Here is a 25,480-nt window from a genome sequence, read left to right as displayed (position 1 = left end):
AGGGATGAGGATTTGACCAACGAGCCCGAGAGCCGCCTGGAAGTGAGCATCACCCCCGAAGTGGAGGCCGGCCAGTACGCCAACTTCGCCTCCGTCTGGCATACCCAGGACGGGTTCGTGCTCGACTTCGCGGTGATCACCCGCCCGCCCGGCCTGGCCGACAACGGCGACGGCCAGCAGTACATCAGCGTGCCCACGCGGATCGTGAGCCGGGTGCGCATTCCCCCGGCGCAGGTCTTCGAGCTGATGAAGGCGCTGGAGCAGCAGCTCACCGCCTACGAGAACGAGGTCGGCCACAAGATCTAGACGGTCACGACGTCGCCTTCGCGGGCGAACCGCACGTCGGGCCACTCCTTGGCGACGGCGTCGAGCTGGTCGTCGGTGCGGCCCGGCGCGTGGTGGGTCAGCAGCAGGCTCCGCGCGCCGCAGCGTTCGGCGAAGGCCAGCGCGTCGGTGACGGTGGCGTGCCCGTAGTCGTCGGCCAGCGCCTGCTCCTCGGGCCGGAACTGGCCGTCGTGCACGATCAGGTCGGCGTCCCGGCACAACTCCTCGGCCGCCGCCGAGCCGAGCTGGGGTGCGTGGTCGGGCAGGTAGACGACGGCCACGCCGTCGCACTCGACCCGGGTCCCGACCGTGATCCCGCCCTTGTGGGTCACCTCCGCCTGGATCAGGTCGAATCCCTTGAATTCGCGGCTCCCGCCGGAAGAGCTCACCGACACGGCTCCTCGCAGACCTCCCGGCTCGATCGGGAAGTGCGGCGGTGAGAACGCCCGGGTGAGCAGCGCGAGAGGCTCCGCACCGGGCACGATCAGCTCCACCGACGCCTCCGGATGGTCGACCGCCCGGCTGAACGGCAACCCCTGCACGTGGTCCCAGTGCAGGTGCGACAGCGCGATCACCCCCCGGAAGGGGACCGGCGCGAGGTTCCTGATCCCGGTCCCCGCGTCGAGGACCAGCGGCGGCGCCGCGCACCCGTCGGGCAGCACGGCCACACACGAGGTGTGGCCGCCCCACCGGGTGAACTCGGCGCCGGGGGCGGGCGTCGACCCGCGTACCCCCAGGAAGTGCAGTCTCACGCGAACTCCTCGCGGCGGTGGCCCTGGGCCAGGTGTTCCAGGGCGGCCCGGTCGATGCTGTCGGCGCCGGCCTCGGCCACCCTGATCGGGGTGAGCGCGGTCAGCGTGGCGGTGCGGCGGCCGTTCTCCAGCAGGGCCCGCTCCCCCAGCACCGCGCCCGGGCCGACGCGCCCGAGTTCGCGGCCGTCGACGTCGACCGTGACGACGCCGTCGAGGAGCAGGAACAGCGACTCCCCGGGCTCGCCCTGGCGGACCAGGGCGGCGCCCTGCTTCAGTTCCCGGATGACCGGCTTGCGGGTCCCGCGCATGATCAGCCGGGACAGTTCGCGTTCCAGGGCGGTCTCGGCGGCCGTGACGACGACCGGGGAGTCCTCGGCGCCCCACGGGGTGCCGCGCTGGGCGGCCCACGCCCTGAAGTCGGTGACGCCGGCCTTGAGGACGAGCCGCCCGGCGTCGTCGTAGACCCAGTGGCGCGGGAACGGGCTGGCGCCCGACAGCGTGACGTCCGAGGCGCCGCCGGGCCACAACGTGATCGAGATCGTGGTCCAGACGAGCGGGGAGCGCCAGCGGGGGATCCCGGCGGTGGCGCGCGGGAACGGCACCGAGGTGCGGCCGCCGGCCGACTGGGTGACGGTGACGAAGCCGTCGCCGACCGTCTCGGTACGGAGGTCGGGCAGGCTCACGGCGGCCAGGGTGAGGCCGAGGGGGCCCAGGCGGACCGTGGTGGAGCCCATCACCCCGCCTCCTTCGGCGCCGTGGGCGATCACCCGGCCATCGTCGCCGAATTCGGCCCATACGCGCAGCACATTGGCGAACCGGAACCGGTCGGCGCGGCGCAGCGCCTCCAGGTCGTCGACGTGTCCGGGGGGTGGGTCGTCGTAGTGGGAGATCCCGGCGTCGAACATCGGGCGGGTGTACCCCTTGACCGCCTCCGACGGGATCCAGGACAGGGACGTGGCCTGCGATTCGACGCGCATTCCGGCCTCCTCTGGTCGTCTCCGACGGTAGGAGGCGACGGGCCGGCGACACAGGGTGGTGTCCATCCGGGCGCAGGAGGGCTAACCCTCTGTTCCCGGCCACGCGCGGGAGGGACATTTGGCGCGTGGACCGGATCACCGTGCTGCTCGCCGACGACAACCTGATCGTCCGCGAGGGCGTGCGCGCGCTGCTGGCCAGGGACCAGGCCCTTGAGGTGGTCGGCGTGGCCGCCGACTACGACGAGCTGGTCGCCCGCGCCGAGGAGCTGCGTCCCCAGGTGCTGGTGACCGACATCAGGATGCCGCCGACCTTCCAGGACGAGGGCATCGACGCCGCCCGGGAGGTACGGGGGCGCCTCCCGGGCACCGGCGTCGTGGTGCTGAGCCAGTACGACGACCCCGACTACGCCGTGAAGCTCCTGTCGGAGGGGGCCGACGGGTACGCCTACCTGCTCAAGGACCGGATCGCCGACGCGGGCCTGCTGGGCCGGGCGATCCGCGAGGTGGCGGCGGGCGGGTCGATGGTCGACCCCCAGATCGTCCACGACCTGTTCTCCCCCGCGCGGTCGCCGGAGCTGAGCGCGGCCGAGGAGGCGCTGCTGCGGCAGGTCGCCGAGGGGCGGTCGGTGAAGGCCATCGCGGCGGCGGCCGGCGACAGCCCCGAGAAGGTGAACGCCCTGGTCGAGCAGCTCTTCCTCAAGCTGGCGCGGGGCGCCTCGGCCGGGCGGCAGGGCGCGCTGAAGCGCCTGCGGATGCTGCACACCGCGATCCTGCGCCGCGACGAGCAGGGCGAACGCCTCTCGCGCCTGTTACCCGGCGGGCTGGCCGACAAGCTGCTGGCCGACGGGCTCGACCGCACCGAACGGCTCACGGTGACCGTGCTGATGAGCGACGTGCGCGGCTACTCGGCCATCGCCGAGCACACCGACCCGGCCGTGCTGGCCGGGCGGCTCAACGCCCACCGCCGGGCCATGAACGCGGCCATCCTCCGCGAGGGCGGCACCGTCATGCAGTACGTCGGCGACGCCGTCATGGCCGTCTTCGGCGCCCCCGACCCGCGCCCCGGCCACGCCGCCTCGGCGGTCGCCGCGGCCCGGCAGATGCACGTGCGCCAGCGGCGCCTCAACGACGAGTGGGAGACCCCGTTCCGGCTCGGCATCGGCCTCTGCACGGGCGAGGTGGCCGCCGCGCTGCTCGGCAGCGAGGAACGCGTCGAGTACACGCTCGTCGGCGACACGGTCAACCTGGCGGCCCGGATGCAGGACCTGGCCCGCCCGGCCGGGACGGTCGCCGCCGCCAGCACCGTCGGCGCGCTGCCCGAAGGGCTGCCGTGGATCCCCCTCGGACCCCGCGCCGTCAAGGGCCGGTCCACCCCCGTCACGGCCTTCCACCTCCCGGAGGAACACTGATGTCCGACACCGCCGTCCGGGTGCGGGGCGCCCGCCGCACCTTCGAGGCCGAACTCGCCCCGGTACGCGCCCTGCGGGGCGTCGACTTCGACGTCGCCGATGGCGAGTTCGTCGCCGTGATGGGCCCCTCCGGGTGCGGCAAGTCGACCCTGCTGAACGTCATCGCCGGGCTCGACGGCGTCGACGACGGCACGATCGAGGTCGCCGGGGAGCGCGTTGACGGCCGCGACGAAGACTGGCTGGCCCGGTTCCGCCGCCACCACATCGGGTTCGTGTTCCAGTTCTTCAACCTGCTCGACGGGGTCTCCGCGCTCGACAACCTCGTGCTGCCCGGCGTGCTGGGCGGCATGAAGCGGCGGGCCGCCGAGGCGCGCGCCCGGGACCTGCTCGACCTGCTGGGACTGGGTGACCGGTTGCAGCAGGTGCCGGCCGTGCTCTCCGGAGGCCAGCGGCAGCGCCTCGCCATCGCGCGGGCGCTGGTCAACCAGCCGAGCCTGCTGCTGGCCGACGAGCCGACCGGCGCGCTCGACAGCGAGGGCGGGCTGGAGGTGCTGGAGCTGTTCCGCCGGCTGCACGAAGACGGGCAGACGATCATCATGGTGACGCACGCCGCCGAGGTGGCGGCCGGGGCGTCGCGGTCGATCCGGATGCGCGACGGCCGGATCGAGCCATGACCTTGACCGGGGTGTGGCTGCGTCTGGAGTGGCGCCGCCGGGGCCGCTCGGCGGTGGTGCTGGCGCTGCTGATCGCGTTCGCGCTGGCGACGGTCCTGACGGCGGTCGCGGGGGCGCGCCGGGGGTTGTCGGCCTACGACCGGCTGTCGGAGGCGACCCGGCCGTCGACGATCACGGTGCTGCCCAACGAGCCGGGCTTCGACTGGGACCGGGTCAGGGCGCTGCCCCGCGTCGAGGCGGTGACCACCTTCGTGGTGGGCGGGTTCTCCCTGGACGACCCCGTCGCCTCGGGAGAGGTGTCGGCGTTCCCGCCGGGCGACGACCACATCTTCGAGGGCACCGAGGAGCCGGTCGTGCTGGCCGGGCGCCTCTACGACAAGACCAGGGTCGACGAGGTGGTGGTCACCCCCGCGTTCGCCCGGAGCTTCGGCCGCGGCGTCGGCGACCGGGTCACCCTGCGGCTGCCGACCCCCGAGGAGGCCCGGCCCGACGCGGGCGCGGTGCCCTTCACCGGCCCGCGGATCCGGGCCACCGTGGTGGGCGTCATCCGGTCGCCCTGGTACGTCGACCCGGCCGGTTCGGGCCGGGGCGGCCTGATCGTCACCCCCGCCCTGTTCGCGGCGTACGAGACGAACTTCCTCGGGGCGGGCCGCGAGGGCTACGTCAACGCGCTGGTGCGGCTGCGCGGCGGCACCGGGGACATCGGGCCGTTCAAGCGGGACCTGGCCGCGCTCACCGGGCGGCCGGACATCGACGTGTGGAACAACGTGGCGGAGGGCGACCGGCTCCGGCGGCTGATCGCCTTCGAGTCGGTCTGCCTGCTGCTGTTCGGGCTGGCCGCCCTCGTGGCGGCGGTGGTGCTCATCGGCCAGTCGGTGGCCCGCTACACGGCCGCCGCGGCGGGCTCGCTGAAGACCCTGCGGGCGCTGGGCCTGACGCCGCGACAGGCGCTGCGGACGCTGCCGGTCCTGCCGGTGTTGTCGGCGGTCGCGGGGGCGGTCGCCGCCGTGGCGGCGGCGCTGGCGGCCTCGTCGTGGACGCCGATCGGCACGGCCTCCCTGGTCGAGCCCGCCCCCGGGTTCGACGCCGACTGGCCGGTGCTGGGCGCGGGGGCCGCGCTGGCGGTGCTGCTGGTCGGGGCCGGGTCGGCGGTCACGGGATGGCTGGCGCTGCGGCGCACCCGGGGACCGGCGGCCCGCTCGTCGCTGGTGGCCGCGGCGGCCCGGCTCGGGTTGCCGGTGCCGGTCGTGGTGGGCGCCCGGTTCGCCCTGGAGCGCGGCCGGGGGCCCGACGCGCTGCCGGTGCGGCCCGCGCTGGCCAGCGCGGTCGTGGGGGTGCTGGGTGTGGTCGCCGCGTTCACGTTCGTGAACGGCGTCCAGGACGCCGGGTCCCATCCCGAGCGTTACGGCCAGAACTTCCAGCTCGTCGGCTTCCTCGGCTTCTCCGGGCAGGTCCTCGCCGACCCGGCGGCCACGCTCCGGACGGTCACCGCCGACCCCGCCGTGACGGCCGGGACCACGGCGACCGTCGGCGTGGCGCAGGCGGGCGCCACCTCGATCACCCTGTTCGGCCTGCACGACAGCGACCGGCCCTGGCAGCCTGTGGTGACCGAGGGCAGGGCGCCCGAGGGGCCCGGCGAGGTCATGCTGGCCGTCAGCAGCGCCCGCCGCGTCGGCGTGGGCGTGGGCGACGCCCTCACCCTGGCCGGGCCGCGCGGCGACCAGGGGTTCCGGGTCGTCGGGCTGGGCTTCGTCCCGTCCGGGCCGCACAACGACTACGACGAGGGCGGGATCGTCACCGCCGCCGGATACGAGCGGCTCCTCCCGCCCGGCGGTTTCAAGTTCCTGTTCGTGTTCGCCACCGTGACCGGCGACCCCGCGGCCGTGATGGCCCGCGTCAACGCCGGCTTCCCCGAGGGCATGGGCCTCTTCCCGCCCGAGCCGCCCGTCCAGCTCGCGCAGATGGTCGGCGTCGAACCGCTGCCGCTCGCGCTGGCCGTCTTCCTCGGCCTGCTCGCGATCGGCGCCGTCGCGCACGCCCTGGTCACCGCCGTCCGGCGGCGCCGGAACGAGATGGCGGTGCTGCGCGCCTGCGGCATGACACCCGGTCAGGCGCGGGGGGTGGTGCTCACCCAGGCGACCATCGTGGCGCTGACCGGGATCGCGGCCGGGGTGCCGCTCGGCTTCCTCGCCGGCCGGGCCCTGTGGGGCGTGGTGGCCGACACGATGCCGTTCTTCCACCGTCCGCCGCTGGCGCTGCTCGCGCTGCTGCTGATCGGCCCGGTCACGCTGCTGGCCGCGAACCTGCTGGCCGTGTGGCCGGGCCGGGCGCTGACCCGGCTGCGGGTCGCCGACATCCTGAGAGCGGAGTGATCGGCATGAACCGCGTCCTCACCGTCACCGCCGGGGGCGTCGCCGCGCTGGTGACGCTCGGCGCCGGGTTCAACGACGCCGCCGACACCGCCAGCGCCGTGGTCGCCGCCGGGTGGGTGATCGCCGCCGCCGGGTGCCTGGCCTCCGGGCGGCCCGCCGTCGCCCGCTGGGCGGGCCTGGTGGCGGTGCTCCAGGGCGCGGCGGCGATCTGGCCGCAGGCGGTGCCGCTGGCCATCGCCGGGTGGCTCGGGTTCGCGCTCGCCCTCCCCGACGGCGACCTGCGCAGCCTCCCGCGCCGGATCGTCACGGGCCTGGGCGCGCTGGGCGGGCTGGCGCTGACGCTGCTCGTCGAGGTCTCGCCCGGCGGCTACGCCACCGCCGCCGTCGTCGCGGCCGGGACCGGCACCATCGCGATCGTGGCCCGCTGCGGCCCGGCCTCGCCCCGGCAGCGGGCGGCCCTGCAGTGGACCGGCGCCGCGCTGCTGCTGTCCGCCGCCGCGGGCGCCGTCATCATCGGGCTCTACCTGCTGCTGGGCGTGCCGGAGACGCCGATGGCGTGGCTCGTCGGGGCGCTGGTGATCGTGCCGGTGGGGGCCCTGTTCGGGCACCTGCCGCCGACCGCGCACGTCGGCGAGAAGGCGCTGCTGGAGGCCGTGGTGGTGGCCGGGTTCGCGGTGCTGATCGCCGGCGTCTACCTGGTGGTGGTGCTGGGCCTGGGCCGGCTCCCGGCCGAGAGCGAGCGCGACCTGCTGGTCTCGTCGATGGCGGCGGCGCTGGTGGTGGCGGTCCTGGCGATTCCGTTTCGCAACCGCCTGCTCCACACCGCCCGCGCCGTCACCGGGCGGGGCGGGGTGCCGCCGGAGGAGATCCTGGCCACCTTCGGCGCCCGCATGAGCCGTGCCGTCCCCTTCGACGAGCTGCTGCTGCAGCTCGCCGAGTCGCTGAAGGCGGCGATGGCCCCGGCGGGCGCGGAGATCTGGGTCGGCTCCGACGGCGTGCTCCAGCGCACGGTCGGCGTGCCCGACCTGCCGCCGGAACGCATCACCCTGAACGACCGGGAACGCGTCATCGTCGGCCGCACCCGGATCGGCGGCCCGTCGTGGCTGGCCATCTGGTTGCCGGGCATGCTGCCGGAGAGCGGCGGCCTGGTGCGCGTCGCGCCCGCCGCCCACCTGGGCGAGCTGCTCGGCATGATCGTGGTGCGCCGCCCGCCCGACGCCCCGCCGTTCTCCGAGAACGACGACCAGGTGCTCGTTCAGCTCGCCCGCCAGGTCGGCCTGGCCCTGCACAACATGCGGCTCGACTCCGCGCTCCAGGCCAGCCTCGACGAGCTGCGCCGCCGCAACGAGGAGCTCCAGGCCTCCCGCCTGCGCATCGTGACCTCGGCCGACGCCGCCCGCCGCGCCATCGAACGGGACCTGCACGACGGCGCCCAGCAGCACCTGGTCGCCCTGTCGGTCAAGCTCAGCCTGGCCGGGGAGATCATCGCCGACGACCCCGACACCGCCCGCGCGATGATGTCCGAGCTCCGCGACGACGTGCAGGGCACCATCGCGGCCGTGCGGGAGCTGGCCCACGGCGTCTATCCGCCGCTGCTGCGCAACCACGGCCTCGACCAGGCGATGCGGTCGGCGGCGCGGCGGTCGGCGCTGCCGTGCGCGGTCGACGTCGACCTGCCGAGACGCTTCTCCGAGGAGACCGAGGCCGCCGTCTACTTCTGCTGCCTGGAGGCGATCCAGAACGCGGGCAAGCACGCCGGGGCCGACGCGGCCGTCGAGGTGGAGATCACCGCCGACGACAAGGTGTTGCGGTTCACCGTGGCCGACGACGGCGCCGGGTTCGAATCCGCTGGTGAGGGGCACGGCTTCGTCAACATGCGCGACCGGCTCGGCGCGATCGGCGGCACCCTGACCGTCGAGTCGGCGCTCGGCGCCGGCACCACGATCCGCGGGGAGATCCCACATGCCTGAGTTCGATGCCGTCGTCGTCGGTTCGGGCCCGAACGGCCTGACCGGCGCGCTGGAGCTGGCCGAGTCGGGCCGCCGGGTCCTGCTGCTGGAGGCGGCCGGGACCTTCGGCGGCGGCCTGCGCAGCAGCGCCGCGCTCACCCTGCCGGGCTTCACCCACGACGTCTGCGCGACCGTGATCGCGACCGCGCTGGCCTCGCCCGCGCTCCGCGACCGGCTGCCCGGCCTGGGCGTGCGGCCCCTGCACCCGGAGATCCCGGCCGCCCACCCGCTCGACGACGGCCCGGCCGTGTTGTTCCACCGCTCGGCCGAGCGGACGGCCGCGGGCCTGGGCCGCGACGGCGCCGCCTACCTGGCCACCGTCGGCGCCGCCGCCAAGGCGGGCTTCCCGCTGATCGACAGCCTGCTCGCGCCCATCGGCGTGCCGAAGGCCCCCTTCTCCCTGGTCCGGTACGGTCTCACCGGCGCCCTCCCCGCCACGACCGCGGCGAGGCTGCTGTTCCGCGAACCCCGCACCCGCGCGGCGCTGGCCGGGATGGCCGCCCACTCGATGCTCGACCTGAGCGCCCCCGTCTCCGCCGGATACGGCGTGCTGCTGGCCGCGACGGCCCACCTGGTCGGCTGGCCGGTGGTGCAGGGCGGCTCCCAGGTGATGGCCGACGCGATGGTGGCCCGGCTGCGCGAGCTCGGCGGCGAGGCCGTCACCGGCCACCGGGTGACCGCGCTGAAGGAGCTCCCCGACGCCGGGACGATCCTGCTGGACGTCACCCCGCGCCAGTTCCTGGAGATGGCCGACCTGCCCGACGGCTACGCCCGCAGGATGGCGCGCTTCCGGTACGGGCCGGGCGTGTTCAAGGTCGACTGGGCGCTCGCCGGCCCGGTCCCGTGGCGTGACCCGGCGGTGGCGGCGGCCGGGACCGTCCACCTCGGCGGCACCCTGGAGGAGATCGCCGCCGGCGAGCGGGCGGCCGTGCGCGGACGGGTCTGCGACCGCCCCTACGTCCTCCTGGTGCAGCCTCCCGACCCGTCGCGGGCCCCCGAGGGACACCGCACCCTGTGGGCCTACTGTCACGTCCCGAACGGCTACGACGGCGACATGACCGACGCGATCGAGGCCCAGATCGAACGGTTCGCCCCCGGCTTCCGGGACGTGGTCCTGGCCCGCCACACCATGGGCCCGCGCGCCATGGAGGACCACGACGCCAACTACGTCGGCGGGGACATCGGCGGCGGCGCGGCCGACCTGCGCCAGTTCGTCGCCCGGCCGGTGGTGTCGCTCCAGCCGTGGCGCACCCCTCTGGAGGGCGTCTACCTCTGCTCGTCGTCGACGCCGCCGGGAGCGGGCGTGCACGGCATGGGCGGGTTGATGGCGGCCAGGTGCGCCCTCAGGCGGGCGGGCGTCAGGTCCTCCTTGCGGATGTAGCCGGCCGCGCCGCAACTGTAGGCGTCGGGCGGCAGGTCCTCGGCCGCGTACGTCGACACCAGCACCACCGTGACGCCGGGCTGCCCCGCCAGGATGCGCCGGGTGGCCTCGATGCCGCTGATGCCGGGCAGGTTGATGTCCATCACGATCACGCGGGGACGCAGGCGGGCGGCCGCGGTGACGGCGTCCTCCCCCGACTCGGCCTCGCCGGCCACGCGCCAGCCGGCGACCAGGGCGACCAGCCGCCGTGCGACGGCCCGGAACGGCGCCTGGTCGTCGACGATGAGAACTTCGACGGACCCCATGGCACTCCATGGTGCCGGGTGGGACGCCCGTCGCTAAGGGTGTTACCCCTCCTGTTCCGACAGGTAGAGGAGCACGGCCAGCACCCGCCGGTTCACCTCGGGGGCGGCCTCCAGCCCGAGCTTGGCGAACACCACGCTGATGTGCTTCTCCACCGATTTCTCGCTCAGGTAGAGGGTCTCGCCGACGGCCGCGTTGCTCTTGCCCTGGGCGATCTGGGCCAGCACGTCCCGCTCACGGGGAGTGAGCGCGGCGAGCGGAGAGGCCCGCCGCCGCAGCGAGTCGGCCAGGATGCCCTCGACCACGACCGGGTCGATGACCGACCCGCCGCGCGCCACCGCGCGCACCGCCTCGACGAGCTGGCCGGGCTCGCCCACCCGCTCCTTGAGCAGGTAGGCCCGCCCGGCGCTGCCGCCCGCCAGCAACATCGTGGCGTAGGACGGCTCGGCGTACTGCGAGAGGACCACGACGCCCGTCGAGGGCGACCCGGCGCGCAGCTTCGTGGCGGCCTGGATGCCCTCGTCGGTCGACGTCGGCGGCATGCGGACGTCGGTGACCACGACGTCGGGCCGGTGCTCCTCGACGGCGGCGAGCAGCCCTCCGAGGTCGGCGCACGCGGCCACGACCGTCATCTCGGGATCGCGGGAGAGCACACGTTCCACGCCCTCGCGCATCAGCAGGTTGTCTTCGGCGATCACGACCCGTAACGGCACGGGGACAAGGTTATCTACCCCTCGGCGAGGGCCGCGACGAAAGCGTCCACATCCTCCTCGGTGGTGTCGAACGAGCACATCCACCGCACCTCGCCCGTCTCCTGGTTCCACGTGTAGAACGGGAAGTCCTTGCGGACCCGGTCGGCGACCTCGCCGGGCAGGGTGGCGAAGACCGCGTTGGCCTGGGGCCGCCGCGTCAGCGTGACGTGAGGGAGGCCGCCCGCCTTCTCCGCCAGCCGCGCGGCCATCGTGTTGGCGTTGCGGGCGTTGCGCAGCCACAGGTCGCCGCCGAGCAGCGCCTCGAACTGCGCCGACACGAACCGCATCTTGGAGGCGAGCTGCATGCTCGTCTTCCTGATGTACGGCAGCCCGCGCACCGCGTCGGGGTTGAGCACGACCACGGCCTCCCCCAGCATGAGGCCGAGCTTGGTGCCGCCGAACGACACCACGTCGACCCCCACGTCGGTGGTCAGCGCCCGCAGCGGCACGTCGAGCGCGGCGGCGGCGTTGCAGAGCCGCGCGCCGTCGACGTGGACGACCATGCCGCGCGCGTGGGCGTGCCCGGTCAGCGCGGCGATCTCGGCGGGGGTGTAGACCGTGCCGAGCTCGGTGGCGTTGGTGATCGACACCACCCGGGGCTGGGCCCGGTGGACGTCGCCGAACCCCCACGCCTGCGTGCCGACCAGGTCGGGGGTGAGCTTCCCGTCGGGCGTCCGGACGGTGTGCAGCTTGAGCGAGCCGACGACCTCGGGCGCGCCGCCCTCGTCGACGTGGACGTGGGCGGTGTCGGCGCAGACGACCGACTCCCACGGCTGGCACATCGCGCGCAGCGAGACCACGTTGGCGCCGGTGCCGTTGAAGACGGGGTAAGCCTCGGCCCGCTCGCCGAAGTGGCGGCGGAACACGTTCCGCAGCGCGGAGGTGTAGACGTCGTCGCCGTAGGCGACCTGGTGGCCGCCGTTGGCGAGGGCGATCGCCTCCAGGATCTCGGGGTGGACTCCGGCGTAGTTGTCGCTGGCGAAGCCCTTCAGCGCCGGATCGTGGCGCCGGACCGCGTCAGTTCCCATGGGCCGTCAGGTCCAGTCTGAGGCCGTTGGCCTCGGTCACCGGCAGGTCCCACAGACCGGCCAGGGCGTCGGCGAGGTCGGCGACGTCGGTGAAGTTCCGGAACGGCTTCTCCGGCGCGGCCTTGCGCATCGCGTCGTGCACCAGCGCCATGACCACGACGATCGAGGCGGCGGCGCCGCTGCCCTTGAGCGCGTCGGCGAAGGCCAGCGTCCACGCCTCGGCGGCGGCCTTGGCAGCGGCGTAGCAGGCGTTGCCCTGCGTGGGGGCCTCGGCGGCCTTGGCCGACACGATCGCGAACCGGCCGTCGTCACCGGCCTTCAGCAGCGGCTCGAAGGCGAGCGTGACGTGCTGGAGGGTGCGGACCAGCAGGTCGCTGAGGTCGGCCCAGTCGTCGAGGCGCGTCTCGGCGAACGTCTTGGCCCCGCGCCAGCCGCCGACCAGGTGGAAGATCCCGTCGACGCGGCCGTGCTCGGCGCGGACGCGGGCCTCCAGGTCGCGTACCTGGGCGATGTCGAGGAGATCGACCTTCAGGCAGCCCTCGGCGCCCGAGCGGTCGACCCCGATGACGGTGTCGCCGAGGCCGGTGAACTTCCGCACCACGGCCCGCCCGGCGGGTCCGCCCGCGCCCAGCACCAGAATGACGCGGCTCATCGTCAGCGCACACCCTTCGTCGATTCGATCACGTCGGCGAGCTTACGGCGCAGCGCCTCGTAGAACATGCTCAGGGGGAACTCGTCCGGCAGCACGGCGTCGACCATGGCCTTCTGCTCCTCCGGCAGGTCCCGCACGGCCCACTTCGAGGCCGGGTGGGGCGCGACGTAGGCGGCGACGAGGTCGTGGGCGGCCATCCAGTGGGCCAGCTTCGACCGGTCGATGCCGTCGCGGTAGAGCTTCTCCACCTCGGCCCGCAGGTCGGCGACGCCGCCCGCGACCCGGTCCCAGGCGATCGACAGGCGGTTGTCGGTCCACCGGACGATGTCGTTGCGGTGCAGGTAGGCGAACAGGAGCTGGCCGCCGAGCCCGTCGTAGTTGCGCACCCGCGCGCCGGTGACCGGGAACCGGAACAGCCGGTCGAACAGGATCGCGAGCTGCACGTAGCGGGCGTGCGGCACGCCGTCGGCCTCCAGCTTCACGGCCTCGCCGAACGCGGTCAGGTCGCAGCGCAGCTCCTCCAGGCTGTAGAGCCAGTAGGGCATCCGCTGCTTGATCATGAACGGGTCGAACGGCAGGTCGCCGTGGGAGTGGGTGCGGTCGTGCACCAGGTCCCACATCGTGAAGGTCTCCCGGGCGAGCTCCTGCGAGGCGACCAGGCGGGCGGCGTCCGGCGGCAGGTCGAGCTTGAGGGTCTTGGCGGCGGCATCGGTCACCATGCGGAAGCGCGCGGCCTCGCGGTCGCAGAAGATGCCGCCCCAGGTGAAGCGCGGCGGGGTCTCCCTGACCACGACGGTCTCCGGGAACAACACGGCGGAGTCGGTGTCGTACCCGGCGGTGAAGTCGACGAAGGCGATCGGCACGAACATCGGGTTGTCGTAGCCCCCGGCCTCCAGGTCGGCCAGCCACCGCGGCCAGACGGTCGTGATCCAGACCGCCTCCAGGTTGCGATTGGGATTGCCGTTCTGGGTGTACATGGGGAACACCACGAGGTGCTCCAGCCCGTCGACGCGCTGCTCGTCGGGGTGGAAGACGTTCAGCGAGTCGAGGAAGTCGGGTCTGCCGCCGGTCTCGGCCCACTTCGCCAGGTCGCTCCGCACGGCCTGGAGGTAGACCTCGTCGTGCGGGAACCGGGGGGCCAGCACGCCGACCTCCGCGGCGACCCGGGTGATCAGCGCGGGGTCGCCGGTGAAGGTGCCGTCCTTCTCCGTGTACGGCCTGAGCGCCTCGACGGCCTCCTTGAGCGCGGCGAACTCGGGCCGTCCGCCCGCGGCGGTCGCGCCGGCCTCGGGCGAGCGCGCGGCCCAGGTCACCAGGTTGCCCCACAGGCGCGCGTGGTCGAGGTCGCCGATCGAGTCGTCGCCGAACAGGTCGGAGTCGGCGACCACGACGACCCGGCCCTTCTTGAACGGCAGCGCGACGGCGAGCGGCGCGTTCGCCGGGGTGGCGCTCCCCGAGGTCCGGAACAGGGTGGCCGCCTCGGGGGCGGCCAGCACGCCGGCCCGGTAGAAGCAGGCCCGCCGCACCCCGGCCAGCACGTCGGCCCCGTCGATCGAGGCGTGCGCCGGCTCGCCGAGCACCCAGGAGGCCACGTTGTTGAACCGGTTCGCCGGGTCCTGGACGGTGGTGTGCACGACGCTCACGCCGAAGCGGGACAGCAGGTCACCCAGATTGCTGCCGTACTTCTCCTGCTCCTCCTCCGCGAGGACGACGAGCCCTCCCCCGCCGGCCACGAAGGCCTCGACGGCGTCGATCTCCTCCGGTGTGAACACGGGGCTGCCCAGACCGGTGGTGCGTTCCCAGCGCTGTGCCGAGGGGTGGGCGATGACCAGCACGTCCTGCCCGTCGAGGACGAGTGTCCCGTCCGTGTGGGCGGAAACCTGGTGCCCCAGCCGGCGGAGAAGATCGGCCGCACGGGCGTAGGAGTTGTCGTCGGGGTGGCCGGGGTTCATCGCCTCGGCGACGTCGCGCCGGATCGTCCATGCCTCGCTGTGACCCTCGTCGAACAGCACCTTAGGGAACGCAGTCATGAAGATTCTCCTGCTATCGATACCTCTTGACGAAAAATATATGTCAATGTCCCGATGTAACCGCAAGTCACTCTCCGGAGTGACGGCGAATCACCCTCCTGGCGGACGAAGCCCCCGCCCCCGCGTCCGTAACGTCCGCTCCGTTGAGAGATACCCGAGGGGGAGACGAGAGATGTTCACGAGTTCCACCGGCTACCGGCGCTGGGTCACCGGCCTGCTGCTGATCGTTTCGCCGTTGCTGCAGTTCGTCGCCGTCGTGGTCGACCCCGGCACCTGGGGCGACATCCGCGAGTCGGTCAGCTACCAGGACAACCCGGCCATGGCGCAGCTCCAGTCGGCGCTCTACCACTGGTCGTGGATGCTGCTCCCGGTCGCGCTGATCGGCGTGCTGCACTTCGCCCGCAGGCGCGGCGCGGTGCTCGCCCACATCGGCGGCACGATGGCCGTGATCGGCTTCCTGTCGTTGTCGGCGCTGCTGATGGTCGACCCGGTCGAGTGGTACCTGGGGCAGCACAACACCCCCGAGCAGGCCGCGAAGATCTTCGACGAGATGCTCAACCTGCCCGGCGTGGTCTTCGGCTTCCAGATGCCGTGGTTGTTCTTCGGCCCCATCGGAGCCGGCCTGGTCGCCATCGCCCTGTGGCGGGCCGGGTTCGCCCCGCTGTGGACGACCATCCTGATCCTGGTCGGCTGGTGGGTCGGCTTCGTGCTGGAGTACGGCCCGGTCACGCTGGTCACCTGGGGCGTCCCGGTGATCGCCTTCGGCTACTGGGGCGTCAAGGTCCTGCGCATGTCGGAGGCGGAGTGGATCTCCTACTACCCGACGGCCCCGGGCGTCACCACGCCCGACTCGTACGCGAACACGACCGCCTGAGCACGGTCGCGCAGATTGAGCTTCATCAGCACCCGCGCCACATGGGTCTTGACCGTGGCCTCACCGACGAAGAGCGCGCCGGCGATCTCGGCGTTGGTGAGGCCCTTGGCGAGCATGCGGAGCACTTCCAGCTCACGCGGAGTCAGCTCGGCGAGCTGCGGCGGCCGGACCGGCTCGTGACGGCCGGCGAAGGAGGCGATCACCCGCGTGGTGACCGCCGGGTCGAGCAGCCCGTCACCGGCGGCGACCACCCTGATGGCCTCCACGAGTTGCTCGGGCGGCGACACCTTGAGCAGGAAGCCGCTGGTGCCGGCCCGGAGGGCGGCGTAGAGGTTCTCGTCGGTGTCGAAGGTGGTCAGCATGATGACCTTGGGCGGGCCGGGCGTGTCGAGCAGTTGCCGGGCGGCGGTCAGGCCGTCCATGCGCGGCATCGAGATGTCCATCAGGACGACGTCGGGCCGCACCCGGCGGGCCACCGCGACGGCCTCCACGCCGTCGGCGGCCTCGCCCACGACCTCCATGCCCGGCTCGCTCTCCACCACCATGCGGAGGCCGGCCCGGATCATGGCCTGGTCGTCGGCCAGGACGATCCTGATGCTCTCGCTCATACCAGGACGACCCCGGGAGACGTCGGCAGCACCGCGCAGACGCGGAACCCGCCCTCTTCCCTCGGCCCCGCGTCGAGCGTGCCGCCGAACAGCTCGGCCCGCTCGCGCATGCCGATGAGGCCGTTGCCGGTCGACAACCCGCCGACCCCGGCGGCCTTCCCGTTGTCGGTCACCTCCAGCGTGACCGAGAGCGGGTGATAGGTGATCTTGATCTGGACGTCGGCCTCGCCGGCGTACTTCACCGCGTTGGTGAGCGCCTCCTGCACGATCCGGTAGGCCGAGAGGTCGAGGCCCGGGGCCAGCCGGACCGGCTCGCCGGTGATCGTCAGGGTGACCCGCAGGGCGGTGTTGCCGACCGTGGAGATCAGGTTCCGCACCATGTCGAGGCCGGGCTGGGGCAGCGCCTCGTCCTGCGGCATGCGCAGCGCGCCCAGCATCACCCGCAGCTCGTTGACGGCGTCGCGGCCGGCCTGCTCGATGCCGACCAGCACGGGGTTCTCGCCACCCTGCGCGCGGCGCAGCCCGGCGGCCTGCATGACCATCATGCTGACGCTGTGGGCGACCACGTCGTGCAGTTCGCGGGCGATCCGGCTGCGCTCGGCGGCGACCGCCTCGGCGGCCCGGCGCTCCCGCTCGACCTCGGCCAGCGCGGCCTCCTTCGCGGCCCGCTGCGCGCGCACCAGCCACGCCCGCACGGCCACGCCCGTCAGATACGCGAAGCCGAACATCACCGTGAGGTAGATGGCCTCGGAGATCGGCAGCACCCGCATGTCGACCGCGCCCACGTCGAAGATCAGGATCCCGCCTCCGGCCCAGGGGCCGCCTCGGCGGAAGCTCAACCGCGCGCCAAGGCCGTGAAAACCGATGAGGAGGGCGAACAGCTGATGGACCTGGCAGGCCTCGTATCCCTGCCGGTGCCAGAGGAATTGGAGCAGCACCGTGCCGACGAACACCAGGATCGGCGCTCCGCGCATGAAGCAGAGCAGACCGCCGGCGATCAGGGCCTGCGGGATCCACCAGAGCTCGGGATTCTGGGCGGCGCCGTAGGAGGTCGCGGAGGTGAAGGCCTCAAGTATGCCGACGGCCGCGACGGCGGCGCCGATGAGGAGGTCGCTCCGTGAGGGCGCGGGGATGCGGAGGGCCATGGTGGCAGATTAGTGTGTCGTGGTCGCCCCGCGAAGCGGCAGGTCGCCACCTTCGATCCGATTGCAAGTGAAATGCAAGCCTTGGCGTGATCCTTGGCCGGTATCAGATGAGTTTCGGTGACCGTGTGAACCCTTGCCGGGGTTTCCGGCCACTGAGACGCTGGAATTCGTCGTCATCGGTTAAGGAGGCGGACATGCCCCGCCTGGTTGTCATCGCGGGGCTCGGTGCCCTCGGTGTCCTGGGCATGCCCTTGTTGCATCCCCACCCCAGCGGATCGACCGACCGGGTCACACCGGGAGCCGTCCGGGTGGAGTCCGAGTCCACGGTCTCCGTCACCCTCATCGACGACCGCGCCCGTCTTCAGCGCTTCGAGCGCGAATACGAGGTGGAGCTGGCGACCGGCAGCGGATTCACGGTGACGCCCGACGGCGTGATCGTGACGGCGACCCAGGTCGTGCGCCCCGACAAGGACCTGCAGGTGTACGCCGCCAACAAGGTCTTCGCCGAATACTTCAAGGTCGACGTCCCGGCCGACTTCGAGCGTCACACGGTCGACGACCCCGACCTCAACATCCGCCTCCAGGCCTGTTATCCGCCGCGCACCCAGAACTCGACCTGCAACGCCACCGTCGAGACGAAGGTGACCGCCTTCCCCTACCTCGACCCGGCGCTGCCCGAGGGCCTGGCGGCCGAGGTGCTGTCCGCGGGCGACGCGCCGTCGGCCCCGGCGGTGCTGAAGGTCAACGCGGGCCCGAAGAACAACCTGCCGACCGTGCCGATGGGCACCACGATCACCGCCCAGGTCGAGTCGGTCGACGTCATGACGCTGGCCGTCCGCCCGTCGGCGAAGGCGCCACCGAAGATGGACACGGCCCACTTCGACCCGCCGGGCAGCCGCAACTTCAAAGCGGCGGAACGTGACAAAATCGACAAACTCATCGAAGCGGGTGCGATCGGCGCCGCGGTGATCGACGACGGCAAGAGCGAGGTGGTCGGGGTGTTGTCGGGGGGCGGCAGCCTGCCCGCGACCGTGACGCCCGTCGACGAGATCCGCACCGCCCTGGTGGCGGCCGGGGTGACGCCCCGCCGGGGGCCCGTCGACGTCGTCTACGAACAGGCGCTCGCCGCCTACCACAACAAGCTCTACGGCAACGCGGCGCCGGTGCTGCAGCAGGTGCTGACCCTGCGGCAGGACCACGCCGTGGCGCTCGAATACCTCCGCGTCTCGAAGGCCAAGGCGGGCACGGCCGAAGACGCGGCGACGAAGAAGTCCACGCCCGTCGCCGTCCCGGCGCCCGCGTCGGGGGTGGCGCCGTGGATCTGGATCACCGGGGGTGTCGTGCTCGTGGGGGCCGTCATGGCCGGGTCGGTGCCGTTCCTGCTGCGGCGCCGGCGCAACGGGGCGGACGGGCAGGACACGTCGGGGGAGAACCACGCGCTGGTCACGTCATGGTCGGCCCAGACGGAGGTCTACCGCACTCCGAATCCGGGTCAGCCCGTCACGGACGTCTCGCCGCCGGGAGGTCAGCCGCACGTCTCGAATCCCGGCTCGAACCCGGGCGGGGCGTCGAAGAAGTTCTGCACCCAGTGCGGCATGCGGCTGGGCCACGCCCACCGGTTCTGCGGGTTCTGCGGTCATCCGTCGGACGCGCCATGAGCGCTGAACTGCCGGCGCTGGTGGGGCAGCGGATCGGCGACTACACGATCGAGGCGGTGGTCGGCCGGGGCGGCATGGCCACCGTCTACCGCGCGCGCGACCAGCGGCTCGGCCGCGCGGTCGCGCTCAAGGTGCTGGCCCCGCAGCTCGCCGAGGACAGCCGGTTCCGCGACCGGTTCGTGCGCGAGTCGCGGCTGGTCGCCTCGATCGACCACCCGCACATCATCCCGATCTACGAGGCCGGCGAGCACGACGGGATGTTGTTCATCGCCATGCGCTACGTCGACGGCGGCAGCGACCTGCGCAAGCTGGTGCAGTCGAACGGCCCGCTGCCGGTGGCGCGGGCCAACCACCTGTTCTCGCAGATCGCCTCGGCGCTCGACGAGGCCCACGCCAACGGGCTGGTGCACCGCGACGTGAAGCCGGCCAACATCCTGGTCACCGGCAACGACCACGTCTACCTGACCGACTTCGGCCTGACCAAGAGCTCCTCGGTCGACACCGGCCTGACCAGCCACGGCCACTTCATGGGCACGCCCCGCTACGTCGCGCCCGAGCAGATCCGGGGCCTGCCGGTCGACGGCCGCGCCGACGGCTACGCCTTCGCGTGCGTCGTCTACGAGGCCCTGGCGGGGCTGCCGCCGTTCCAGCGCGACACCGAGCTGGCGCTGCTCTACGCGCACGTCTCCCACGACCCGCCGCCGCTGACCCCCTACCGGCCCGACCTGCCCCACACGGTCAACCAGGTGCTGTCGCGGGCGTTGTCGAAGTCGCCGCTCGACCGCTACCCGACGTGCACGGCGTTCGTGACGGCCCTGCGCGACGCGATCAGCGGCACCGAGGGCGACCTGCCGAGCCCGATCTCGGGCCCCCGGCAGTCATGGCCGTCGCAGCCTCCGGGCACCGTCTACCAGAACCCGGTCTACCAGAACCCGGCGTCCAACCCGCCCTACACGCATCCGTCGCACCCGTCGTATCCCTCGCGGGTGTCGCAGGTGGCGACGGCCCCGGCCGGGGTGCCGCAGAACAAGAGGTTCCCCGTCGTCCCGGTGATCGGCGGGGTGCTGGCGCTGGGGCTGATCGCGGCGGGCGCGGTCTACGTGGTGAGCCAGAGCGGCGGCGACGGCCAGGCGTCGTGGGACACCTTCCCCGGCAACGTCGCGGCCCCCTACAGCTTCGACTACCCGTCGACCTGGACCCGCAAGGACTACTCCGACCAGCACGTCACGATCGCGGCCTCGGCCGACGCGTTCGACGCGCTGTTCAGCGTGCCCGGCAACCCCGACTGGTCGGGGGTCAACCCGGTCATCACCGGCTCCCCCGACAAGTCGAGCGGCGTGGTCGCCCAGACCACCGACACCATCTCGGCCAGCGACGCGCTGGAGTCGGTCCAGGCGGGCCTCCAGGCGACCCTGCCGGGGGTGGTGTCGATCCCGGCGCCGCCGTCGTCGACCTCGGTGGGCGGGCAGCCCGGGTTCAAGGTCAGCGGCTTCCTGAGCGACGCGTCCGGGGTGGGGCGGCTCGACTTCCGCAGCTATCTGGTGACCCGTCCCGGCCAGCCGTCGGCGCTGATGACCTTCTTCTGCCCGACGGCCAAGTGCGACGACACGACGATCACCACGATCATCAACAGCGTGAAGTTCACGTCGTAGGGCGGCGCAGGTGCACGACCGGCCGCCCGGCCGGTCCGGCGCCGATGGTCACGCGGGCGCCGAAGTGGCGGGTGACGAGGTCCTCGGTCAGCACCTCGGCGGGGCGGCCGGCCGCGACGGCCGTGCCGCCGCTCATCAGGAGCAGGTCGTCGGCGTACTGGGCGGCCACGGTGAGGTCGTGGAGGGTGCTGACGACGGTGAGGCCGTCGTCGCGGCGCAGCCGGTCGACCAGTTCCAGCACCTGCTGCTGGTGGCCGAGGTCGAGCGCGGTGGTCGGCTCGTCGAGGAGCAGCACGGGCGCCTGCTGGGTGAGCGCGCGGGCCAGCACCACCCGCTGGCGCTCGCCGCCGCTGAGCCGTTCCAGGGGCCGCGCGGCCAGGCCGGCGAGGTCGAGGCGGTCGAGCACCGCGCGGGTCGTCTCGGTGTCACGGGCGCCCTCGCGCCCCCAATAGGAGATGTACGGCGTGCGCCCCAGCAGGGCGTACTCGTGGACGGTCATGTCGGGCGGCAGGAGCGGGCTCTGCGGCGCGTAGGCCAGCAGGCGGGCCCGGTCGCGGGGGGCGAGGCCGCGTACCGGACGGCCTCCGACGGTGATCAGCCCGGTGTGGGGCAGCAGGCCCATGACGGCCTTGAGCAGGGTCGACTTCCCGGCCCCGTTGGGCCCGATGACGGCCAGCCAGCGGCCCTCCCGGGCGGTGGCGGTCACGCCGCGCAGGACCGGCCGCCCGCCGAGGTCCACGCCCACGCCGGTGATCTCGACGGTCACGTCTCCACCTTCCGGGTGGCCCGCAGGATGGTGACGAAGAACGGCGCCCCGACGAACGCGGTGACCACCCCGATGGGCAGTTCCGCGGGGGCCAGCACGGTCCGGGCGATCAGGTCGGCCGTCACCAGGAACGCGCCGCCCGCCAGCAGCGACAGTGGCAGCACCAGGCGGTAGGAACCTCCGGCCAGCCGCCGGACGGCATGGGGCACCACGACGCCGACGAACCCGATCAGCCCGCCCGCCGACACGGCGGCGGCGGTCGCCAGCGAGGCCGCGACGAGCACGACCAGCCGCACCCGTCCGGCCCGCACGCCCAGCGCCGAGGCCTCGTCGTCGCCGACCGAGAGCACGTCGAGCAGCCGCCCGTGCAGCAGCAGGATCGCGGCGGCCACCACGGCGTAGGGCGCGCACATGACGACCTGGTCCCAGCCGCCGCCGACGTCGCCGAGGATCCACGCGTAGACGCGCTGCAACTCGTCGACCTTGAGCTGCTGGAGGAACGTCTGGACGGCGGTCAGGAACGACGTCACCGCCACCCCCGCGAGCACCAGGGTCGCGGTGCCGCCGCCCCGGGTGGCGGTGTGCCCCAGCCCGTACGCGAGCAGCACCCCGCCGGCCGCCCCGCAGAACGCCGCGAGCGGCACCGCCGCCCCGTCGCCCACGGCCACGATGACCAGCGTGACGGTCAGCCCGGCCCCGGCGGCGGCCCCCAGCAGGTAGGGGTCGGCCAGCGGGTTGCGGAACACGCCCTGGTACCCGGCGCCCGCGACGGCGAGCAGCCCGCCGACCATCGCGCCGAGCAGCACCCGGGGCAGCCGGAGCTCGAACAGCACCCCGGTCTCCAGCGGCGTCAGCCCGGAGTGCGCCTCGACGAAGGGCAACCGGTCGGCCAGCGCGAGCACCACCCCCTTGAGGGGCAGCCCGGCCGCGCCGACCATGAGCCCGGCGGTCATGCACGCGGCCAGCACCACGGCGGCACCGGCGAACACGACTCCCCTACGCATCGGTGCGCCGCCTCGGATCCGGCCGGGAAGAGGCCCAGGAGGAGATCCGCCCGGCCCTGAAGAAGCTCCGGGTCATCAGCCCGCGGCCTTGGCCACCCCGGCGCCGATGGCCTCGGCCAGGTCGACCACGCGGGGGCCCCAGCGGGAGGCGACGTCGTCGTCGAGTTCGACCACGTCGCCGTTCTCGACGGCCTTCAGGCCGCCCCAGCCGGGACGTTCGGCGATGGCCCGGGCGTTCTGCGCGCAGCACTTCACGTCGGCCAGGAAGATCAGGTCGGGGTCGGCCTTCGCGACGAACTCGGCCGACAGCTTGGGGTAGCCGCCCGCCGCGTCGGGGGCCTCGTCGGCGATGTTGACCAGGCCGAACAGGGCGTAGACCTGGCCGATGAAGGTGGTCGAGGTCGCGGCGTAGGGGGTGACGTCGAGCTCGTGGTAGTAGGTCAGCCCGGCCTTGGGCGCGGCGGCGGCCAGCGCGGCGAGGTCGCGCTTCATGCCGGCCACGACCTCGTCGGCCTTCGCACGGTTGCCGGTGGCGGTGCCGAGCTTCTCGATCTCGGCGTACGCGTCGTCGATCTTGGTGGCGGCGGTCAGCACCAGCACCGGCACGCCGACCTTGCCGAGCCCGGCGACCACGCCTTCGAGGTCGTTGGAGACGATCACCAGGTCGGGCTCGCGGGCGGTGATGGCCTCGACGTTGGGCTTGAAGCCCGACAGGTCGGTCTTGGGGGCCTCGGCGGGGAAGTTCGACTGGTCGTCGACGGCGGTGACCTGCGGCCCGGCGCCGATGGCGAACAGCGACTCGGTGGCCGTGGGCGACAACGAGACGATCCGCTGCGGCCTGGCGGCGATCGTGACCGGGCCGTTGGCGGCCTGGACGGTCACGGGGAAGGGGCCGCTCGGGGCGGCGGAAGCGGTGGGGGCGGGGGTGGCGGTGTCGGAGCTGCCGCAGCCGGACAGCAGGGCGACACCCAGCAACACGCCCGCGAGGGCCGTACGCAGGGGCCTCACGAGTTTCCTCCGAAGAGAGTTGCCGGAACGAGAGACCCGAGGGACGGATCACCCTTTCCACGAGGGCGGATGGCGTCGGCGACGGCGCAGGCGACCTGGCTGACCCTCCGAGGAGGGATCACAGTTGCGGGAACAGCGCCGGGTTCGCACCGGACTTCGCTGCGGCGTCACGCGTCCCATACGTTACCAACAGCCTTTTCGCCGGGAACGTGAGGCTATGCTGGCCGCATGGTGCGGCGGACCGTCACGGCGACCGGGCGGCTTCTGCTGGGACTCCTCCTGGTCCCCCTGTGCCTGCTGGCCATCGCCGTCACCCTCTTCACCCTCGTCGTCTCCGCGACCTACCTCGGGCTGCTCCTGCTCCCCTACGCGATCCGGCTCAACCGGGGCGTCGCCTCACTGGCCCGGCGGAACGCGGGGGCGTGGCTCGGCCGGCCGGTGACGGCGTCGTACCACCCGATCAGGGGCGGTGTCCTCACGCGGGTGCGCGTGGTCATGGGCGACCCGCAGACCTGGCGGGACCTCGCCTTCCTCGCCCAGCACGTGTTCACCGCGCCGTTCGGCGCGATCACGGCGGCGGCGTTGTGGGGCGCGCTCGGCTGGGCGTTGTCGCTCCCGCTGTGGTGGGACGCGTTCGCGCCCGACCACCACATCTACCTGCCGTGGGCGCTCGACTCGTGGGCTGCGGTGGCGGTCACCGTCCCGTTGTTCATGGCGGTGGTCGCGGCGATCGGGTTCCGGGTGGTGCCGCTGGTCGCCGAGGGACTGTCGCGGCTCGCCAGGTCGCTGCTCGCGACGCCGCAGCACGTGCGGCTGGCCGAGCGGGTGGCCGAGGCGCTCGACGCGCACGGTTACGAGCTGCGCCGCATCGAACGCGACCTGCACGACGGCGCGCAGGCCCGGCTCGTCTCCGTCGCCATGCGGCTCGGCATCGCCGAACGTGTCCTGGCCACCGACCCCGGCAAGGCCGCCGCGCTGATCACCGAGGCCCGGCTGAGCACCGAGGAGACCATGACCGAGCTGCGCGGGATCATCCGCGGCATGTACCCGCCGATCCTGGCCGACCGGGGCCTGCCGGGCGCGGTCGCGGCGCTGGCGGCCCGCTCGCCGGTGCCGGTCGAGACCGAGACGGCCGACGTCGGGCGGCTCCCCGCGGCGGTCGAGGCGGCGGCCTACTTCGTGATCGCCGAGGCGCTGACGAACGTCGCCCGGCACAGTTCCGCGGGCAAGGCGACGGTCCGCGTCCGGCGTACCGGGAACAGGCTGACCGCCGAGGTCACCGACGACGGCCGCGGCGGCGCCGACGAGAACGGCGGGTCCGGCCTGGCCGGGATCCGCCGCCGGGTCAGCGCCTTCGACGGGGAGACCACACTGACCAGCCCGCCCGGCGGGCCGACGACACTGCGGGTGGAGCTGCCGTGCGAGTGATCATCGTGGAGGACAGCGTGCTGCTGGCCGAGGGCCTCACGCTGCTGCTCACCACCGAGGGCCACGAGGTGGCCGCCACCGTGGGCACCGCCGAGGAGTTCCACCGGGCGGTCGACGAGCACCGCCCCGACATCGCCGTGGTCGACATCCGGCTGCCGCCCACCTTCCGCGACGAGGGGGTGCGCGCCGCCGTCGAGGTCCGCCGCGTCCACCCCGGCCAGCCGATCCTCGTGTTGTCCCAGTACGTCGAGCAGACCTACGCGACCGAGCTGCTGGCCGGCGGCGGCGGGGGCATCGGCTACCTGCTGAAGGACCGCGTGGCCCGGGTGTCGGAGTTCGTCGACGCGCTGGAGCGCGTGGCCAAGGGCGGCACCGCCATGGACCCGGAGGTCATCGCCCAGCTCCTGGTCCGCCGGCACGCGCACCCGATCGACTCGCTCACCCCGCGCGAGCGCGAGGTCCTGTCGCTGATGGCCGAGGGCCACTCCAACACCGACATCGCGGCCTCGCTCGTGGTCACCGAACGGGCCGTGCACAAGCACGTGGGCAACATCTTCGCCAAGCTCGGCCTGCCGCCGAGCGACAGCGGCCACCGGAGGGTGCTGGCGGTTCTGGCCTACCTGAGCGGGGTCTGACCCGCCCGGCGGGCGAGGCGCGCCGGTCGCTCGGGGGTG

The 25,480-nt window shown here is 73.2% G+C and carries 23 protein-coding genes; 11 read left to right on the top strand and 12 right to left on the bottom strand.

What is annotated here, in order from left to right; all coding sequences use genetic code 11:
- The first annotated feature begins 12 nt into the window (after positions 1-12).
- Positions 13-306 carry a DUF3467 domain-containing protein gene (locus AW273_RS25030; RefSeq protein ID WP_030450588.1) on the top strand — a complete coding sequence of 98 codons (294 nt, stop codon included), beginning with the start codon at positions 13-15 and terminating at the stop codon, positions 304-306.
- Here the strand turns inward: AW273_RS25030 and AW273_RS25025 are convergent.
- Both AW273_RS25025 and AW273_RS25020 read right to left on the bottom strand, forming a co-directional pair.
- On the bottom strand, positions 303-1,076 hold the full coding sequence (locus tag AW273_RS25025; RefSeq protein ID WP_062352753.1) for an MBL fold metallo-hydrolase: 774 nt from the start codon (positions 1,074-1,076) through the stop codon (positions 303-305). The two genes, AW273_RS25030 and AW273_RS25025, sit on opposite strands and share 4 nt — an antisense overlap.
- Positions 1,073-2,053, bottom strand: a complete 981-nt coding sequence (locus AW273_RS25020; protein WP_062352750.1) for a cyclic nucleotide-binding domain-containing protein — start codon at positions 2,051-2,053, stop codon at positions 1,073-1,075. Before AW273_RS25020 ends, AW273_RS25025 begins: the two co-directional genes overlap by 4 nt.
- Positions 2,054-2,178: 125 nt before the next feature.
- On the opposite strand from AW273_RS25020, the gene AW273_RS25015 reads away from it, so the two are divergent.
- The 5 genes from AW273_RS25015 to AW273_RS24995 are packed head-to-tail and all read left to right on the top strand — an operon-like array spanning position 2,179 to position 9,898.
- Positions 2,179-3,462: an adenylate/guanylate cyclase domain-containing protein gene (locus tag AW273_RS25015; RefSeq protein WP_062352739.1), complete on the top strand. Its 1,284-nt coding sequence runs from the start codon at positions 2,179-2,181 to the stop codon at positions 3,460-3,462.
- Positions 3,462-4,136 carry an ABC transporter ATP-binding protein gene (locus tag AW273_RS25010; protein ID WP_062352736.1) on the top strand — a complete coding sequence of 225 codons (675 nt, stop codon included), beginning with the start codon at positions 3,462-3,464 and terminating at the stop codon, positions 4,134-4,136. Before AW273_RS25015 ends, AW273_RS25010 begins: the two co-directional genes overlap by 1 nt.
- Positions 4,133-6,508, top strand: a complete 2,376-nt coding sequence (locus AW273_RS25005) for an ABC transporter permease (RefSeq protein ID WP_062352733.1) — start codon at positions 4,133-4,135, stop codon at positions 6,506-6,508. Before AW273_RS25010 ends, AW273_RS25005 begins: the two co-directional genes overlap by 4 nt.
- 5 nt (positions 6,509-6,513) lie before the next feature.
- The gene (locus tag AW273_RS25000; RefSeq protein WP_157556118.1) at positions 6,514-8,478 is read left to right on the top strand and encodes a sensor histidine kinase; all 1,965 of its coding nucleotides are present in this window, start codon (positions 6,514-6,516) and stop codon (positions 8,476-8,478) included.
- Complete coding sequence (locus AW273_RS24995; protein ID WP_062352727.1) at positions 8,471-9,898, top strand: phytoene desaturase family protein; 1,428 nt, start codon at positions 8,471-8,473, stop codon at positions 9,896-9,898. Before AW273_RS25000 ends, AW273_RS24995 begins: the two co-directional genes overlap by 8 nt.
- On the opposite strand, the gene AW273_RS24990 is transcribed toward AW273_RS24995, so the two are convergent.
- From AW273_RS24990 to AW273_RS24970, 5 genes are read right to left on the bottom strand one after another with little or no spacing between them, the layout of a single operon-like run.
- Positions 9,784-10,203, bottom strand: a complete 420-nt coding sequence (locus tag AW273_RS24990; protein ID WP_157556116.1) for a response regulator — start codon at positions 10,201-10,203, stop codon at positions 9,784-9,786. The genes AW273_RS24995 and AW273_RS24990 overlap by 115 nt on opposite strands.
- 42 nt (positions 10,204-10,245) lie before the next feature.
- Positions 10,246-10,914 (bottom strand): response regulator transcription factor, encoded by a 669-nt coding sequence (locus tag AW273_RS24985; RefSeq protein ID WP_062352724.1) that lies wholly within the window; start codon positions 10,912-10,914, stop codon positions 10,246-10,248.
- A 14-nt stretch (positions 10,915-10,928) separates the two neighbouring features.
- Positions 10,929-11,981 (bottom strand): threonine aldolase family protein, encoded by a 1,053-nt coding sequence (locus AW273_RS24980; protein WP_062352721.1) that lies wholly within the window; start codon positions 11,979-11,981, stop codon positions 10,929-10,931.
- A complete protein-coding gene (locus AW273_RS24975; RefSeq protein ID WP_062352718.1) occupies positions 11,971-12,633 on the bottom strand; it encodes an SDR family NAD(P)-dependent oxidoreductase in 663 nt (220 codons plus the stop codon). The genes AW273_RS24980 and AW273_RS24975 overlap by 11 nt, the downstream gene beginning before the upstream one ends.
- 2 nt (positions 12,634-12,635) lie before the next feature.
- Positions 12,636-14,663, bottom strand: a complete 2,028-nt coding sequence (locus AW273_RS24970; protein ID WP_062352715.1) for a DUF6421 family protein — start codon at positions 14,661-14,663, stop codon at positions 12,636-12,638.
- Positions 14,664-14,835: 172 nt separating this feature from the next.
- Here AW273_RS24970 and AW273_RS24965 point away from each other — a divergent pair, with 172 nt between their 5' ends.
- Positions 14,836-15,537 (top strand): hypothetical protein, encoded by a 702-nt coding sequence (locus tag AW273_RS24965; RefSeq protein WP_062352712.1) that lies wholly within the window; start codon positions 14,836-14,838, stop codon positions 15,535-15,537.
- Here the strand turns inward: AW273_RS24965 and AW273_RS24960 are convergent.
- A complete protein-coding gene (locus AW273_RS24960; protein ID WP_062352709.1) occupies positions 15,480-16,145 on the bottom strand; it encodes a response regulator in 666 nt (221 codons plus the stop codon). The genes AW273_RS24965 and AW273_RS24960 overlap by 58 nt on opposite strands.
- Entirely contained in the window at positions 16,142-17,290 is a 1,149-nt protein-coding gene (locus AW273_RS24955; RefSeq protein ID WP_062352706.1) for a sensor histidine kinase, read from the bottom strand. Before AW273_RS24955 ends, AW273_RS24960 begins: the two co-directional genes overlap by 4 nt.
- Positions 17,291-17,484: 194 nt before the next feature.
- Here AW273_RS24955 and AW273_RS24950 point away from each other — a divergent pair, with 194 nt between their 5' ends.
- Positions 17,485-18,948, top strand: coding sequence for a S1C family serine protease (locus AW273_RS24950; RefSeq protein ID WP_062352703.1), 1,464 nt, complete (start codon positions 17,485-17,487; stop codon positions 18,946-18,948).
- Positions 18,945-20,600: a serine/threonine-protein kinase gene (locus tag AW273_RS38090; protein WP_063910092.1), complete on the top strand. Its 1,656-nt coding sequence runs from the start codon at positions 18,945-18,947 to the stop codon at positions 20,598-20,600. Before AW273_RS24950 ends, AW273_RS38090 begins: the two co-directional genes overlap by 4 nt.
- Here the strand turns inward: AW273_RS38090 and AW273_RS24940 are convergent.
- The 3 genes from AW273_RS24940 to AW273_RS24930 form a co-directional block, all read right to left on the bottom strand.
- Positions 20,590-21,366 carry an ABC transporter ATP-binding protein gene (locus AW273_RS24940; RefSeq protein ID WP_062352700.1) on the bottom strand — a complete coding sequence of 259 codons (777 nt, stop codon included), beginning with the start codon at positions 21,364-21,366 and terminating at the stop codon, positions 20,590-20,592. The two genes, AW273_RS38090 and AW273_RS24940, sit on opposite strands and share 11 nt — an antisense overlap.
- Positions 21,363-22,370 carry a FecCD family ABC transporter permease gene (locus AW273_RS24935; RefSeq protein ID WP_083950022.1) on the bottom strand — a complete coding sequence of 336 codons (1,008 nt, stop codon included), beginning with the start codon at positions 22,368-22,370 and terminating at the stop codon, positions 21,363-21,365. The genes AW273_RS24940 and AW273_RS24935 overlap by 4 nt, the downstream gene beginning before the upstream one ends.
- A 75-nt stretch (positions 22,371-22,445) precedes the next feature.
- Positions 22,446-23,378, bottom strand: coding sequence for an ABC transporter substrate-binding protein (locus tag AW273_RS24930; RefSeq protein ID WP_062352694.1), 933 nt, complete (start codon positions 23,376-23,378; stop codon positions 22,446-22,448).
- A gap of 228 nt (positions 23,379-23,606) precedes the next feature.
- Here AW273_RS24930 and AW273_RS38790 point away from each other — a divergent pair, with 228 nt between their 5' ends.
- Together AW273_RS38790 and AW273_RS24920 are read left to right on the top strand one after the other, a co-directional pair.
- Entirely contained in the window at positions 23,607-24,806 is a 1,200-nt protein-coding gene (locus AW273_RS38790) for a sensor histidine kinase (protein ID WP_062352691.1), read from the top strand.
- Positions 24,797-25,441: a response regulator transcription factor gene (locus tag AW273_RS24920; protein ID WP_062352688.1), complete on the top strand. Its 645-nt coding sequence runs from the start codon at positions 24,797-24,799 to the stop codon at positions 25,439-25,441. Before AW273_RS38790 ends, AW273_RS24920 begins: the two co-directional genes overlap by 10 nt.
- Positions 25,442-25,480 lie beyond the last annotated feature (39 nt).

It is taken from the genome of Herbidospora yilanensis (assembly GCF_001570565.1).
GTDB lineage: Bacteria > Actinomycetota > Actinomycetes > Streptosporangiales > Streptosporangiaceae > Herbidospora > Herbidospora yilanensis.
This window is presented reverse-complemented; position numbering and strand designations above follow the sequence as displayed.